General features: G+C 39.8%; 17 protein-coding genes. 2 read left to right on the forward strand and 15 right to left on the reverse strand.

What is annotated here, in order from left to right; all coding sequences use genetic code 11:
* Nucleotides 1-77: 77 nt before the first annotated feature.
* From MKY11_RS15380 to degQ, 4 genes are all read right to left on the reverse strand, one after another.
* Nucleotides 78-2,384 (reverse strand): ATP-binding protein, encoded by a 2,307-nt coding sequence (locus tag MKY11_RS15380; protein ID WP_073412603.1) that lies wholly within the window; start codon nucleotides 2,382-2,384, stop codon nucleotides 78-80.
* A gap of 13 nt (nucleotides 2,385-2,397) precedes the next feature.
* Complete coding sequence (gene comX / locus MKY11_RS15385; protein WP_017358941.1) at nucleotides 2,398-2,568, reverse strand: competence pheromone ComX; 171 nt, start codon at nucleotides 2,566-2,568, stop codon at nucleotides 2,398-2,400.
* The gene (locus MKY11_RS15390; RefSeq protein WP_008345863.1) at nucleotides 2,546-3,469 is read right to left on the reverse strand and encodes a polyprenyl synthetase family protein; all 924 of its coding nucleotides are present in this window, start codon (nucleotides 3,467-3,469) and stop codon (nucleotides 2,546-2,548) included. The genes comX and MKY11_RS15390 overlap by 23 nt, the downstream gene beginning before the upstream one ends.
* A gap of 151 nt (nucleotides 3,470-3,620) precedes the next feature.
* Nucleotides 3,621-3,761, reverse strand: a complete 141-nt coding sequence (gene degQ / locus MKY11_RS15395) for a degradation enzyme regulation protein DegQ (protein ID WP_003213123.1) — start codon at nucleotides 3,759-3,761, stop codon at nucleotides 3,621-3,623.
* 505 nt (nucleotides 3,762-4,266) lie between these two features.
* Here degQ and MKY11_RS15400 point away from each other — a divergent pair.
* Nucleotides 4,267-4,620, forward strand: a complete 354-nt coding sequence (locus tag MKY11_RS15400) for a hypothetical protein (protein WP_017367963.1) — start codon at nucleotides 4,267-4,269, stop codon at nucleotides 4,618-4,620.
* Between the two features lie 36 nt (nucleotides 4,621-4,656).
* Here the strand turns inward: MKY11_RS15400 and MKY11_RS15405 are convergent, their stop codons facing one another.
* The 9 genes from MKY11_RS15405 to MKY11_RS15445 form a co-directional block, all read right to left on the reverse strand.
* A complete protein-coding gene (locus MKY11_RS15405) occupies nucleotides 4,657-5,883 on the reverse strand; it encodes an HDOD domain-containing protein (RefSeq protein ID WP_035701209.1) in 1,227 nt (408 codons plus the stop codon).
* A 140-nt stretch (nucleotides 5,884-6,023) separates the two neighbouring features.
* Nucleotides 6,024-7,493: a nicotinate phosphoribosyltransferase gene (locus tag MKY11_RS15410; RefSeq protein WP_007500472.1), complete on the reverse strand. Its 1,470-nt coding sequence runs from the start codon at nucleotides 7,491-7,493 to the stop codon at nucleotides 6,024-6,026.
* A gap of 17 nt (nucleotides 7,494-7,510) precedes the next feature.
* A complete protein-coding gene (locus tag MKY11_RS15415) occupies nucleotides 7,511-8,062 on the reverse strand; it encodes an isochorismatase family cysteine hydrolase (RefSeq protein WP_046526549.1) in 552 nt (183 codons plus the stop codon).
* A 60-nt stretch (nucleotides 8,063-8,122) separates the two neighbouring features.
* Nucleotides 8,123-8,530, reverse strand: a complete 408-nt coding sequence (locus tag MKY11_RS15420) for a YueI family protein (RefSeq protein ID WP_007500468.1) — start codon at nucleotides 8,528-8,530, stop codon at nucleotides 8,123-8,125.
* Between the two features lie 27 nt (nucleotides 8,531-8,557).
* Entirely contained in the window at nucleotides 8,558-8,806 is a 249-nt protein-coding gene (locus MKY11_RS15425; RefSeq protein WP_342501578.1) for a YueH family protein, read from the reverse strand.
* 95 nt (nucleotides 8,807-8,901) lie between these two features.
* On the reverse strand, nucleotides 8,902-9,123 hold the full coding sequence (locus MKY11_RS15430) for a spore germination protein (RefSeq protein WP_008345878.1): 222 nt from the start codon (nucleotides 9,121-9,123) through the stop codon (nucleotides 8,902-8,904).
* 101 nt (nucleotides 9,124-9,224) lie between these two features.
* The gene (locus MKY11_RS15435; protein ID WP_008345880.1) at nucleotides 9,225-9,446 is read right to left on the reverse strand and encodes a spore germination protein; all 222 of its coding nucleotides are present in this window, start codon (nucleotides 9,444-9,446) and stop codon (nucleotides 9,225-9,227) included.
* Nucleotides 9,447-9,514: 68 nt separating this feature from the next.
* Nucleotides 9,515-10,618, reverse strand: coding sequence for an AI-2E family transporter (locus tag MKY11_RS15440; protein WP_050826566.1), 1,104 nt, complete (start codon nucleotides 10,616-10,618; stop codon nucleotides 9,515-9,517).
* 184 nt (nucleotides 10,619-10,802) lie between these two features.
* Complete coding sequence (locus MKY11_RS15445; protein WP_003213721.1) at nucleotides 10,803-11,039, reverse strand: YuzF family protein; 237 nt, start codon at nucleotides 11,037-11,039, stop codon at nucleotides 10,803-10,805.
* Between the two features lie 180 nt (nucleotides 11,040-11,219).
* Between MKY11_RS15445 and MKY11_RS15450 the strand changes: the two genes are divergently transcribed.
* Nucleotides 11,220-12,704 (forward strand): alpha/beta hydrolase, encoded by a 1,485-nt coding sequence (locus MKY11_RS15450; RefSeq protein ID WP_342501579.1) that lies wholly within the window; start codon nucleotides 11,220-11,222, stop codon nucleotides 12,702-12,704.
* On the opposite strand, the gene MKY11_RS15455 is transcribed toward MKY11_RS15450, so the two are convergent.
* Together MKY11_RS15455 and MKY11_RS15460 are read right to left on the reverse strand one after the other, a co-directional pair.
* Nucleotides 12,701-13,234, reverse strand: a complete 534-nt coding sequence (locus MKY11_RS15455; RefSeq protein WP_007500462.1) for an HD domain-containing protein — start codon at nucleotides 13,232-13,234, stop codon at nucleotides 12,701-12,703. The two genes, MKY11_RS15450 and MKY11_RS15455, sit on opposite strands and share 4 nt — an antisense overlap.
* A 144-nt stretch (nucleotides 13,235-13,378) precedes the next feature.
* Nucleotides 13,379-14,122: a (S)-benzoin forming benzil reductase gene (locus tag MKY11_RS15460; RefSeq protein WP_342502115.1), complete on the reverse strand. Its 744-nt coding sequence runs from the start codon at nucleotides 14,120-14,122 to the stop codon at nucleotides 13,379-13,381.
* Between the last annotated feature and the right edge of the window lie 90 nt (nucleotides 14,123-14,212).

Here is a 14,212-nt window from a genome sequence, read left to right on the forward strand (position 1 = left end):
TTCCTCCCTTTAAATCACTCACTTCCATTTTATATAAAAGACTTGGCAGATGCCAAGTCTTATTCCTTAAGAAATCGTTACAATTCCATTTCAATTTTCACCTTGAGCCCTTTTTCAGGTGCTGTGTGAATTTGAAGCTTTCCATTTAGAGCTTTGACTCGTTCCCTTATGCCAGAAAGACCCATGCTCATCGTGTGCTGATCAAGCTGGCTTGCATCAAATCCGACTCCATCGTCCTCATAATGGAGAACAACTTGATCTTTAATACAAATGAGCATCACTAAGACTTGGCTGGCCTTAGAATGCTTCAACGCATTGGATAACAGCTCCTGCACAATCCGGTAAATATTCAGCTGTGAGTCAATATCAATGTCCAGTTCTTTATCAAAGCGGGTTGTATTCAGTCTAATATGAAATGGCGCTTCCTCTTGAATTTGCGAAGTCAGCTTCGAAATTGCCTTCACTAACCCCAAATCATAGAGGAGCTGCGGCCGAAGTTCATGACATGTTTCTCTCGTGGTTTGAATCACCTTAGACATTTGTTCATTCCATGAGATCAATGAATTTTCAATAGATGTTGGGCATTGGTTGTTTTGGAAATTGGTTAAGAACATCTCGGACTGTCTCTTCAGTGAAATCAAATCCTGCAGCACAGAATCATGAAGATCCCTCGCTAAATCTGAGCGCTGCTTCTCTTCCATGGCGAACATGACTTTCTTCAGCCAGGCGGGATTGGCTTCCCGCTGTTTCAAATCCTCAAGATGCTCCATCAGTTCTTCGATCTTGACGACATTTTCTAAACTGACACTTGTGTAAAATGCCAATGTTTTCAGCCATGAGATTTCATCGCGGGTCAGCTTAGGTGTCCGTAAATTTGATAAACAGCAAATCACAAACGAGTGACCGCCCCGCTCACCAATTTTCATCATGAATCCTTTATCCAACCCGATGATTTTACCAACTTCACCTAAAATATCTTGAAATTGATCTACATACTCTTTCCATAGCTGGCTTTCTTCTATTGATTCATCAATTTCAACAATTTGTCCATCTGCCTTCACTTCAAGCACAAAGGCTTTGTTCACAACAAGTACTTCTAAGATGGTGTATTTTAAATGATACAATACTTGATGAAGTGATGACGCCTCACGAATAAGCTGTGTAAATTTAAATACACTATCCTGATAATTATGCTTCTCTGAAAAACGCTTCAATCGAAAACGGAAATCGATAATTTCTTTGAAGTAGAAGACGGTGAGCATAAGAATGTACGTGATAATCGTAAATTTCACTGTATAGAAATTTGCATTTGGCTTTTGAATAAAATCAAAAATAACAACCACTAGTATTGTTGGTGTAATCGCTAAAAAACCGTAGTATTTAATCCTCCCCATAAAGAAATCAACATTATACAGTTTATTTGACATAAATTGGTATACTAAGAAAAAAGGAATTAAAAGAACAAACGATGCAACAACATAAGGTGAAATAAAATATATACCAAAAAAATAAGGAATGATAAAAAATAGCATGAATGGACTGAATGCTGAGATTAAAATGAGTGCAAATGCTCGAAGTACATTGCTGACTTCATTGTCTTTCAATTTTTTAGCAGCCCTTATAGTGATAATAATCGAAAGGAAAGCCAGAACAAAAAATGAAAGTAAATTGACATATGCTAATAGATCTACTGGTCCTGCTTTATTTTTATAGAATAAAACTAATAAAACGTTAGTAACTGGAACTAGATACAAATAAAAAAGAACTCGACGACGAATAATCTCTGTTCCTAATTCTTTTAAATATTGATACATAAAGTGCATATATAGTGGAGGTACAATATTCATTGTAACGATTACAAGAATACGACTGATAGCCTCTCCTTTTCCAGAACCACCAGAACTTACATAACCTATAGACACCGCCAAAAGAAATAAAGCTAAAATATAAGCTGACTCTTTTTGGTTTGCTTTATTCATTTTTAAAATCATAAATATACAAAATAGACAGATGGAATAAAGAATGACTGGTATTAGATAAATAAACAGATTCGCTTGACTCAATAACCTTACATTCTCTAAATCAATTTTATCACCATGTCTATCAACGACTAAACTTTTAACATTAGCTAAAAAACCTCTTTTAACTTCTTCAACTGGTTTTTTATTCCCATTCACTTCAAGTATGATATCGCCTTTCCTAACTCCAGCTAGATAGCTATCTGTAAAATTATCGACATCCACTACCTCAAGTTGACCGTGACTATTTTCCTTAACAGCTGCTCCAACAAAAATATTAAATACGTTGATATAAGAGATGTAAATCACATAGATGAAGCTAAGGATAACTAATATAACTGTTAACTTAGAGTAAAACTTTCTCATAATATTTATCTACTCAAGCAGTTGCCCATATGATTGCTTTAATAACGTCTTCTTTCTGGAATCCGTCAACAATAATACTTGCAGTTTCTTGATCAACGTGAAGCAATGATGCGTTCCCATTAGCGATTTGATTTAATGTTGAAGGATTCTCCACTAAATAACTAACCAATTCCTGAATTTTCATCTTCTCCATCTCCATTTAAAAAAAGTATCAGTTTTTTCTTTTTTGAAGCCTCTAAATGTAGTTTCTTGAATGCTTCTTTAAACTTATTTCTGAGAAGGTTTCTCATAATAAATACATATTGTTGAGCACCAGATTTTTTTAATTTATCCTTTAATTCTTCAGAGCCGGCACTCTTATCCTTTGATTGAAAATAACTGAGCAAGTCTGAACTAGATGGATTAAACTCATTTTTCAAGTAAACTAGCGGTAATGTTTGCATTCTTTTAAAGTCAATATTATCTTTATTAAAAAGACCTAGATAGTCATTTTCAAGCTGTTCCGCCATTCCTAGGTAATAAGCATATTCTTCTACCTTCTTTTCAAAAGAACCTGTTGCCAAAACAACACCTAACACACAAGGTAATACAAACAGTGATCCTGCCTTTAATTTCATGATATTTAAACAATCCTGCTCATTCTCTGGCTCCAGTGTCATATCTATATGCTGCCCTTGCATTGACTGAATGGAATAAGAATATACATTGTTTAAAAGCTTCGCTCCATGATCAAGCTTTGAAAACACATCAAAACTCAATGCAAAGAGAACATTCGCCGCATTAATCGCAATTCCGCTCTGACATTTCATCCAAGGATACGAATCATTATCCTGATCTTCAATATCATCTAATATATCGGCAGATAAGATGAGAAGTTCAATCCCTGCTGCCAGTTTTGTAATCGCTTGCTTGTCTTGTCCGCCAAATGCCTCATAATGTTGGTAAGCCAATTGCCCAAAAGGAAATTCATTCTTTATATCTGTAAATTCGAGAAGCAGCTTTTGTAAATCATTTTGCCTGACTGCATGTTGAATAAAATCAGACATTTTCTGCTTGATTTTTGTATTCTCTAGATAGTTTAGCATACTCGATCTTGATCCTCACCCTCTCGCCTCTTATTTTACTAAAAAGAAATAAGCAAATGTCCACTGACATCACTATTTAACAATTATATAATAATATATCCTTTTTTTGTATGTATTTGGATAAAAAAAAGACTTGATGGTTATCAAGTCTTTAAGAAATTTTCACATATTCATATTTGTCGTATTGATCAATGCTTTTGTTAATGTTATGAAGAGAAGCCGTTGTTTCTCTAATTTCGTTTTCAAGTTTCCATAATAGTTGTTTAAGTTCTTCGATTTCATACTTTTCCATCGATTCCACTCTCCTTTTTTGGAAGATCAATGTATTTGTGTATGTTGATTGGGTCATAAGTATTTGATCTGTTACTAACAGTGTAAATGCTATTGAGTATTTTTTCACCGAAAAGTATGCACAAAATGTGTGCGTGATACCGCAAAATTCAATAGGTCTTTTTTCATCATTTTCAGACTTTTCAAATGATACTTTTATCTCAATTTCAAAGGAAATACGTCATTTTTGCGACATGAACAGGCATCATTCGTCACAATTCTCATGATGCAGAACGTACGATCCCCTCTGTTTCCTCGGTTTTTCATGTTATAGGTCAGACGACAGGCTCTACTGTAGACACCGCAATTTTTTGGCGACATTCACCGAAATTGACCGCAAAAGTACCTATTTTTATGATGAATATGCAAAGGTAGAAAGATCATTTTGATTCTTTATTCGGATTTTCTTCATACATTTAGAACAGATATCCGTCCAAATTCACTTCAATGAGAGAAGAGGTGACCATGTGTTTTACTATGTTCCTTATCCGCCTTTGCAGGTTCCCGCAATAGGGAACGCATACCCGCGAACACCCATGACTTTTCCTCCAGTAGATGCTCATGCGTTTCAAAAGGCTGCAAAGGAATCAACCCGTCTCGTGGCTGATGCATCCCTCATTACACAGCAGATTTCCGGTTCGCTTTCGTTTGGACAGCGAATCATGGAAGCTGCTGAACGTGCTGACACCGCAAGTGTGATTCGAATGCTGAAGCAGATTGGGGTGAAAAGCAATATCGATATCCGCTTTAGTCCAGAAGGCATCCGCATCTACTTATCCCTCTCTTCCAGCAGGCTTTTTCTACTTTTACAGTGGGGATAACAAAGAAAGAAGCCGCTCTAGTGTGAGCGGCTTTTCTTAAGATTCAAACATTTTATGACACCATTCAATGGCTTCTATATAACAGCCGTAGGCTTCCTGCTTAGGGAGACTTCCACCTAACATCTCATCATCCCATTCATTTCGTTCAATACGTTTGGCAACGTCTAACACAAGGAAATAGTCATTTTCATAGCCAAGCAGTGCCTCACCTACTTCATCCGAAAGAGGCAGTTCTTTCACAAGTTCAGTAATGTCCGCCCTGACAAGCGTATCAATGAGTGAAAACATACCTGTTAGCATATAAGAAGCGGGATGCTCTCGTTCAGTCCGACTAGCAATGAGTTCACACGTTTTGGCACGAATGAACGACATTTTGATGATTTCCTTTTGGCTTGAGTTGGCTTGGACATTCAGTTCTTTAAATGAAAGGATAAAGATCCATCGCCGTATTTCATTAAACCCAAGCAGAATAATCGCCTGACGAATGCTCTTGATTTGATAAAGACGTCTCATGCCGCCAGAATTCAGCATTTTTAATAATTGATATGAAAGGGAAAGATCACTTTCTATAAAGTGCGTCACGGTCTGAATATTCGGCTGCTCCTTGCTCAGCTCATTCAATAGCTGATGGTATGCGTGGAAGCTAGTCGATAAGGCTCGTCCCGAAATGACGTGCGGCTCACTAAAGAAATATCCTTGAAACAAATGGAAGCCAGCTTCTAACGCTTCTTCATATTCTTTTCGCGTTTCTACCTTTTCAGCAAGGAATCGAAGTCGATACTTTTTATATGTATGTAAAATGTCTCTTCGTTCTTCACATGTTGTTTTCAGAAAATCAATTTTTAAAATATCAATGCAATAGAGGAGTTCATCGAGTAACTTGTCATGAAAATGTGTTCCGCTCAGAAAGAAATCATCGAGCGCAATCGTGTATCCCCACTTTTTTAATTGCTTACATCTCATAATAAGTGCCGGGGTAATCGGTACATTTTCTAATATTTCGATCACAAGCTGATGTGGATCAAAATAAGTGAGCAGATCAGACGAAAGCAAGCTTTCGGTGAAATTGATGTAGCATCGTTTTCCTTCTGTCAGTGTTTCGATGCCAATGTTTAAAAAACTATTGATAATGAGGTCCGTTGTCGCTTGATCACCATCTTCAGCGCTATATGTATTGGTTTCACTATCTCTATAAAGCAGCTCGTATGATACGACTTGTTCTTTTCTGTTAAAAATAGGCTGCCTTGCAACAAACACCCTCAACTGCTCCATTCCTCCTTTATGCAATGACAAACAAGATGTGCTTTCAGTATACCAAATGATTGCCCATAAGGTTCATTTTGAATCGTCCAACATGAAAAAAAAGAGACCATCTGGCTTGATGATCTCCTTTCCCGGGGTAATCAGCTTTCATAAAGCTCTTTTTTGATTTTATTTTTCACATCATGGATAAACTGCATCTTATTATCCCAGCATTTTTGACTCAAATCGACTGGGTATTCTTCTGGTTTGCTGATTCGTTTGTATTCCTCCCAGAAGAGTCCGAGACTGTCCTGCACATATGCTTGAATCGTTTGGATATCTGGATTATCATACACCAGCTTCCCTTGTTCAAAAATTGGGACATGAAGGTCCTTTGCCACAAAATTTGTCACAAATTTGCTGATAAATGTATGAACTGGATGGAACATTTTCAGCTTATCTTCACTTTGAACATCTTCTTCTTCAAGGGCAATGTAGTCTCCCTCAGAGTGATGATTCAATTGATTGATAATGCGATACACTCGTTTACGGCCTGGTGTTGTCACTTTCTCTGGATTAGAAGAAATTTTGATCGTGTCATTCATCTGACCGTTTTCTTCAATCGATACAAGCTTATATACAGCACCAAGAGCTGGCTGATCGAATGCGGTAATCAGTTTCGTTCCAACACCCCATACATCAATTTTTGCACCTTGTGCTTTTAAGTTCATAATGGTGTGTTCATCAAGATCGCTTGATGCAATGACTTTGGCGTCATGGAATCCAGCTTCATCCAGCATCGTTCTCGCCTTTTTAGACAAGTAGGCAAGGTCTCCACTATCAAGTCTGACCCCAATAAAGTTGATTTTATCACCGAATTCTTTCGCTACCTTAATCGCATTTGGAATGCCTGATCTGACCGTATCATATGTATCCACTAAAAAGACACAGTCTGTATGTGTTTCGGCATATTTTCTAAATGCAGTATATTCGTCGCGATATGCTTGTACAAGGGCATGGGCATGTGTGCCTGATACGGGAATATTGAAGCGTTTCCCTGCACGGACATTACTTGTTGCCTGAAATCCGCCGATCAGTGCTGCTCTTGCTCCCCACATGGCTGCATCCATTTCATGCGCACGTCTTGTTCCGAATTCTAATGCTGTCTCATCTTCAATGATTCCTTTAATACGAGCCGCCTTTGTTGCAATTAGCGTCTGGAAGTTCACGATGTTGAGCAGTGCCGTTTCAATTAGCTGCGCTTCAACAAGTGTTGCCTCGATGCGCATAATAGGTTCATTCGCAAAGACAATTTCTCCTTCTCGCATTGAATGAAGTGTCCCTGTAAAAGACAATCCGCTTAAGTATTCAATGAAATCGCTTTTATAACCGAGTTCATCTTTTAAATATGCAAGGTCGCTCTCGGTGAAGGAGAAGTCCGATAAATATTCAATCGCTTTCTCTAAACCAGCAAATACAGCGAAGCCGTTGTCAAATGGAAGCTTTCTAAAGAAGAGTTCGAAGACTGCCTTCTTCTCATGAATGCCGTCTCTCCAATACGTTTCTGCCATGTTAATTTGATAAAGATCTGTATGTAGTGATAAACTGTCGTCAATAAACCGATGCTCCAACTTCCATTCTCCTTCCCTTACTTAACCACTTTCGCACCAAGCGTATGCTCAAAGTGAGAAAGTGCCCACTCGTGCCCCGCTTCATTAAAACTCGCTACGGCATTCGCATGAATCACAAGTTCAAAGCCTTTATTGTACGCATCAACAGCTGTATGAAGTACACAAATATCGGTACACACTCCGGCTAGGTGAAGTTCAGTGATGCCACGCTCGCGCAGTTTCATTTCTAATTGAGTGCCTGCAAAAGCAGAGTATCTTGTTTTTTCCATATAATAGACATGATTTAAATGTGTTGACGTGTGAAATAGTGAACTTAGTTTTCCGTAAAGTTCAATTCCTTCTGTCCCGCGAATATTATGGGGCGGAAATAACTTTGTCTCTGGATGATATGGATCTTGCTCTTCATGATGATCGACGGCAAAAACAACAAAGTGTCCTTCATCAATAAATGAAGAAGTGATCTCTGTGATCTTCGACTCAATCGCCTGTCCAGGCTTTCCGCACGTCAGTTTTCCATCGTCTGCAACAAAATCAACTGTATAATCAATACAAATCAATGCTTTGCCCATCCGCATCTCTCCCATATGCTCTTTTGAATCATTATAGCTTATTCATTTCACTAGGGAAACCTATTCAACAGATTCACGAGAAAAAGCTTTTTGAAAAAGCTCATCTTCTATATAGATATGTTCTTGATTGATCGCATGCGGCACCTCTATCACAAGCCCAAAAGGTGAATGTGACTCGTGATGGTTGACCACTTTAAAAGAACAACCAGCGGCATTTGCCATTTTGACATATGGAGAATAAGAAGCATATGACAATTCACCATTTAAAAGAACAGTGGCCTCTCGGTTTGCCTTCAATACTTGCTCTACCTCTTGATACGATTTATGTCTCGATACTTGCCCTTTTGTCAGAGCGAGAAGAGCACGTTCTCTTAATGAGCCGAGAAACATTCTTCGTTCATCTGGTTTTGTTTCAGCATGTCCAAATATCCCTTGCTGCAAATAAAAGTCTACGGATTCTTCTTTCATTGCTGTGTTCACTCCTGGTTTCTGAATTTACATTTCTGTGACCCAGTGCACAATTTTTTGTGCAAGTTCACGGGCTTCGTCTATTTCTACTCTTTTGTTTAAAGATTGTTCCAGTACTTGCTCAAGCTGCGTTTTTTCGTCTTCATACGCAATAGAAATACTCCATTCTATGTCAGGTACAGCGACAAGCGTTTTATATTCTTTTTTATTTTCATGTAAATATACATTGTAGGTTGTTGGTTGCCCGCTTGTCAGATGCGCTTTTCTTATTTTCATTTGATGTGTTTTACCCCCCTTTTTCTTCTTCCTTCTTCTATCCATTGTACCATAAAAAAAGACAGCTTCTGAAAAGGAGACCCTTTCAAAGCTGGCTATGCGTTAAAGCTCTTTTGCTGGCTGATCAGGTTTGAATCCCAAACAAATGTGACGTTCGGATTGTTGAAGAATTGAACAAAATCTCCTGCATTATAGGTGCCTGAACCACCAGCGGAATGATCCACACTTTTTGGCGAAATGGCAAACACATCGCCGAAATGTGCAGAACCGTTTCCTATCACACGGTCAATATGAATGGGTCCAACAATTGCTGGCATCTTTCCACCACCTTTACTACCCTCATCATATGCCTAGCGGAACAATACGTGTCTATCCAACATAAAAAAGACAGCTGATATGTCCTATGATCAGCTGTCTTTTATGCATTAAATGATTGAGGCTGGCCAAACAGTGTAAAGTCCCAAAGCATGGTGGCATTCGGATCGCTTGTCAGGGACATATAATCACCTGAATTAAAAGCTCCCGCTCCACCGGTCGAGTGATCTACAGCCAAAGGGGCAATGGCGAGAACGTCACCAAAAGTAGCCGAGCCGTTTCCGCCTAAAGACTCAATATGGATGGGTCCAACAATCGCAGGCATCTTCCTTCTCCTCCCTATTCGCTTATGTGAGTTATGTTATGCAAAAAGGGAAAAGTTGTGCATCTGCCCTAAACGTTTAAATGCTGTTCTTTTCGAGAGCGCTGACGCAGCTGAACCAATCTGACAATATTGAGTGTGATGGCTTTCAGCAGCGCATAGACAGGGACGGCAAAAATCATGCCAAGGATTCCGCCAAAACTTCCTGCCCCAATTAATAGCAAGATAATTGTTAACGGATGTGTGTTGAGACGTTTTCCAATGATCAATGGAGAAATGACGTTTCCATCGACCTGCTGAACAACAAGAATGACAATAACAGTCACAACCGCTTTCCCAGGCGAATCAAGAAAAGCTATGAGCACAGCTGGTGCCGCACCAAGATATGGCCCAAGATATGGAATGACGTTTGTCACCGCAATAATGATGCCGAGAATGAGCGCATATTTCACACCAATTAATAAGTATCCGATAAAACAAGCAACTCCGACAAATAAACAAACAACGATTTGCCCTTGTATGTAAGCAGCAAGCGTATCGTTTAATTCTTTAAAAATCTTCAATCCTTCCTTACGGTAAGGCATTGGCAAAAATTGAACGAGCTTGTCCGGAAACTTATGCCCGTCTTTTAGCATGTAAAATAAAATGAATGGAACGGTAATGACAGCAAGGGCAATATTCGCAATCACGCCAAACACCGCCGACATACTTGAAGCAATATTTTCCGGTAAATCTTTTAATGTCGAAACGATCGACTGTTCAAACTTTGAAACAGACACATAATCTTGGTTCATCATCCACGTAAATGTTTTAGAATGCGAGAAGTCGTTGATAAATTTCTGCATGTCCGTGACATACCCCGGGAAGCTTTTGACAAGTCCACCCACCTGCGTGACAATGACAGGTCCAGCAGCATTGACAATAAACGTGATAAGCCCGATGAATAGAAGATAAATAATCAGAATGGCGAGCGTCCTAGGTATCTTCTTCGACAAAAATCGAACAATCGGATTAAAGATGAAAAAGAGAATACCTGCCAGTAAAATAGGAACAAACAACGTTGAAGCAAATAAAATGATCGGCTGAAATAAAAACGAAACTTTTGTTGATACGTACACAATTAGTAAAACCAGTAATATTTGGAATGTCCAAAAATGAACTTTAGATTTTAACAAAGATGCTCCTCCTGTTACGTATTGACCTTATTAAAAAACTACTATTCAACCCACCTTCTGTCAACTGCTTCTTGTTTTAGAACCATATTTTTTGAAAAAAAAAGAACAATTGGTATATCATGCACTTTTTCCAGATATACATTCTGTAAGCATTGAAAAAAGCAGACACCTGTGCGTCTGCTTGTTACACTCTTTCACTGTGATCAGGCATCACCGACACGATTTGCTGGATCCGCACATAAAACACTGATTTTGCCCCCGCCTCAATCACAATATGATCCGGCATCACTTCCTTCAACTTTCCACGTACTGTATCTTTCACTGTTTGAACAATCAATCTCATACCGACTACTTTCTGCAATGTTTGATAAACATATGGATCAACTAATGAAACAAGCTGTGGACTTCCTTGTTGTGCCATGCTACCTGCCCCTTTACTTGTGTATTTACCCACAGCGTATGCAATGACCCATGTGAGTGTCACTCAGCAAACCTACAACATTATTACCGTATTTTTACATTCCGTATTTTTTTACAATTTTTAGAAGTATAATAGATTGGTGCTGCCAACATCTTAAATTATTTGAAGAGGTGAATGATCTTGAAAAAATTAATCTGTATCGTTGCTGTCATGCTCTTACTATCCTCTGCAAGTTATGCGCACGCAGGCACAATTGGAGATGCACCTGGTACACCAGGGAAGTGGTTTAAAGGAGAAGAACCGGTACAAAAAGACCTGTCAAAACCCCCACTTGTTTTTGTACATGGCATAAACAGTTCTTCCTCCACATGGTCTGATCGAAACGATATGGCAAAACAAGCGGTTCTGAATGGATACGAAAGCGCGTTCATAGATTTATATCCAGATCAGGACATGAAAAAGAATGGGAAACTATTAGCAGAAAAGTTAAAAGAAATCTATGAATTTTTCGGCAGAAAACTGATCATAATCGGTCATAGTAAAGGCGGAGTGGATACGCAGGCTGCACTCGTGTATTACAACGCTCATCCATATGTAGAGAAAGTCATCACACTTGGCTCTCCACATTATGGGACGCCGCTTGCGGATTTAGCCTATAGCAAAGGCGGAAGCTGGCTTGCGCAAATCCTTGGACAAAAGAGCGACGCGCTCTATTCTCTGCAAACCGGGATGATGGCAGCTTTTCGAAGTGAAACCGACCGGTTGGAGACGTTTCCTCATAAATATGTGACCTATTCTGGTTCAGAATGGGGAACCTTTGGCGGAGTGCTTTATTTAGGCGGCATGTATTTAAAAAGCTTTGGGGCAAACGATGGCGCTGTGACGGTCAGCAGCACAAAGCTAACATATGCAAACAATATTTTAACAGGAAAGTGGGATCACTTTTCGATCAAAAACGGCACAAGCATGTTCCCCGTATTTCAGGCACAGCTGCGTGCAAGTACCGCAAGCGCTGAAAGTGAAGACGAACAAGAGCAAGAACCAGTCTCTTCGGAGCTAAATACAAACGTTTATGTGAAAGGTGGAGAAAGTGAAAAGGATAAAACAGAAGCGTTCTATGTAGAGGAAGGAACGAATGGCCTATCGATTCAGTGGTTAAATGAAAGACAGGAAGCCAATCCGGAAATCGTTGCGCCAAATGGCGATGTCTTAACCAATTTGACGACATCGGAAGCATCATTCCCATATGAAGGCGCCTATTCACACCATGTGCAAATCAATAAACCCGTTCCAGGAAAATGGACGATTCGATCAAATTCAGGAAAAAAGGATCCTTATTTGCTACTTGTATCCTTTGATTCACCATTGAATGAAGAAATCAAAATCGCTGCAGCGAAATCAGGAGATGCATCGACACATTCAAGCAAGCTGATTAAACGATTAAGCAAAACTGTAGAGACCATTTATTTTAAAGATGCCGAGAAGGATCATCCACTGAAAACGAGCTCTTCATCAGCCGTTCAATTGAAAAAAGAAGGTGCTTATTCCGTCACGGTTCATTACACAGGTCTCACTGCGTCAGGGACATCGGCATTTAACCGTACTGTGATTCGCACATTGTATGTGGATCAGCACGGAACGATTCATGGAGATATTCCATATTAAACAGAGCGTTTCATGGGCTGAAGCGCCTGCTGCACCTTCTCATCCAAATCAGCAATTTTTTTGAGCGCAAGTGATTCATCTATTTGTCTGTAATGGTGGTGTCCACCAGGCTCTTCGTCCATTTCATCTGCTTTCTTCACAATTTGCTGGAGTGTGTCCTTATGCAGGTCACCCTCTGGCAAATATGAATCTGTGTGAAGCAAAATCGCAAGGGCAATCTCTTTGGCTGCTTTTGGTTCCTCGCCTAGCCGTATGAGCAGTTTATGTGCCCGCTCTGCCCCTTTAATGGCATGAATATCATTCCGTCTATATGTCTCATAATCCCATTCTCCGCCTGCTGTATACCATTCATAGTGGCCGATGTCATGCAAGAGTGCTGCTTTCACAGCAAGATCCGGGTTAATCCCCGCCTGCATCGCCAGTTTGAATGCGTGATAAGCACAAGCAATGGCGTGGGCTTTTCCTGAACGATTTAAATATTTTTGAGCGACTGGATGGGTGTAAACATCCATTAATGTAACCTTTCTCATGGAAACCCCTCCTTATCTATATTTTTAGCATCCTAACATATTCTGAAAAGAAACTCAAATGTTCTGTCATATTTCCGATGAGTCTCAAGATTAGCTTATGCTCGATAAGCTGTCTTTGCTTGTACAATACGAAAAAAGCAGCCGTTATGACTGCTTTTTTCCATACTCACGGGCATCGTATACACAACCGCCAGCTGGGTCATCTGCTAGAAGGTCGAGTAAAATACCGGCCACTTCATCTGGGCTCTTTAGCGTACCTGTTTCATGTAATTGCTGAAACCGCTCAATTTGTTCAAAGTCCTGTTTGGAGGATTTCCGAATCTCTCCCTGCATATCCGTATCAATCGTACCGGGCGAAAAGGAAAACGTGGTGACAGGATATGCTTCGTCCTGCTGTTCCTCATGTAAAGTTCTCATAAACATATCAAGCCCTGCTTTTGAGCTACAATAGGCACTCCATCCTTTGTACGGATTTTTAGCTGCTCCAGAAGAAAGATGCACGATGATTTTCTTCCCTTCAAGAGATTGTGTCTCTCTCACAAACACATGACTGAGCAAAACAGGGATGACAAGGTTCAGCGTATAATGCTGATGAAGCGTATCCTCTCCGCCTTGCCCTGCACGCTTGATAGGAGTCACCATTCCTGCATTATTGACAAGCAAGACGTCATCAGCGTCTGCGAGAGTTTGCGAGGACAAGATGCCCTGAAGCCACTTTGCAGCCGATTCCTCATCAGTGAGATCGACCTGTGAATGCGTGAGGTGTGGATGGGATAGTGGCGACTCACTTCTTGCAGCGGTATACACGTTATCCCCGCGTGAAAGTAGCTGTTTGACAAGTGCTAAACCAAATCCTTTTGATCCGCCTGTGACGATTGAAATTCGAATGACAATCTCCTCCCTTGATAACACTATTTTAAATAGTGAATCGGTATCACATCAAGCAATCTGCATAAAGAAAAGCCTGCCCTTTTCATA

It is taken from the genome of Bacillus sp. FSL W7-1085, from assembly GCF_038595035.1.
Taxonomy (GTDB): domain Bacteria; phylum Bacillota; class Bacilli; order Bacillales; family Bacillaceae; genus Bacillus; species Bacillus altitudinis.

Excerpts from the sequence above, each read along its gene's own strand:
- MKY11_RS15435 (WP_008345880.1), bottom strand. The coding sequence starts at position 9,446 with ATGCCTGCGATTGTTGGACCCATCCATATTGAGTCTTTAGGCGGAAAC.
- comX (WP_017358941.1), bottom strand. The coding sequence starts at position 2,568 with ATGAAAATTCAGGAATTGGTTAGTTATTTAGTGGAGAATCCTTCAACA.
- MKY11_RS15420 (WP_007500468.1), bottom strand. The coding sequence starts at position 8,530 with ATGAAAGAAGAATCCGTAGACTTTTATTTGCAGCAAGGGATATTTGGA.
- MKY11_RS15455 (WP_007500462.1), bottom strand. The coding sequence starts at position 13,234 with ATGAGAAAGGTTACATTAATGGATGTTTACACCCATCCAGTCGCTCAA.
- MKY11_RS15380 (WP_073412603.1), bottom strand. The coding sequence starts at position 2,384 with ATGAGAAAGTTTTACTCTAAGTTAACAGTTATATTAGTTATCCTTAGC.
- MKY11_RS15445 (WP_003213721.1), bottom strand. The coding sequence starts at position 11,039 with ATGGCACAACAAGGAAGTCCACAGCTTGTTTCATTAGTTGATCCATAT.
- MKY11_RS15390 (WP_008345863.1), bottom strand. The coding sequence starts at position 3,469 with ATGCTAAACTATCTAGAGAATACAAAAATCAAGCAGAAAATGTCTGAT.
- MKY11_RS15415 (WP_046526549.1), bottom strand. The coding sequence starts at position 8,062 with ATGGGCAAAGCATTGATTTGTATTGATTATACAGTTGATTTTGTTGCA.
- MKY11_RS15425 (WP_342501578.1), bottom strand. The coding sequence starts at position 8,806 with ATGAAAATAAGAAAAGCGCATCTGACAAGCGGGCAACCAACAACCTAC.
- MKY11_RS15430 (WP_008345878.1), bottom strand. The coding sequence starts at position 9,123 with ATGCCAGCAATTGTTGGACCCATTCATATTGACCGTGTGATAGGAAAC.
- degQ (WP_003213123.1), bottom strand. The coding sequence starts at position 3,761 with ATGGAAAAGTATGAAATCGAAGAACTTAAACAACTATTATGGAAACTT.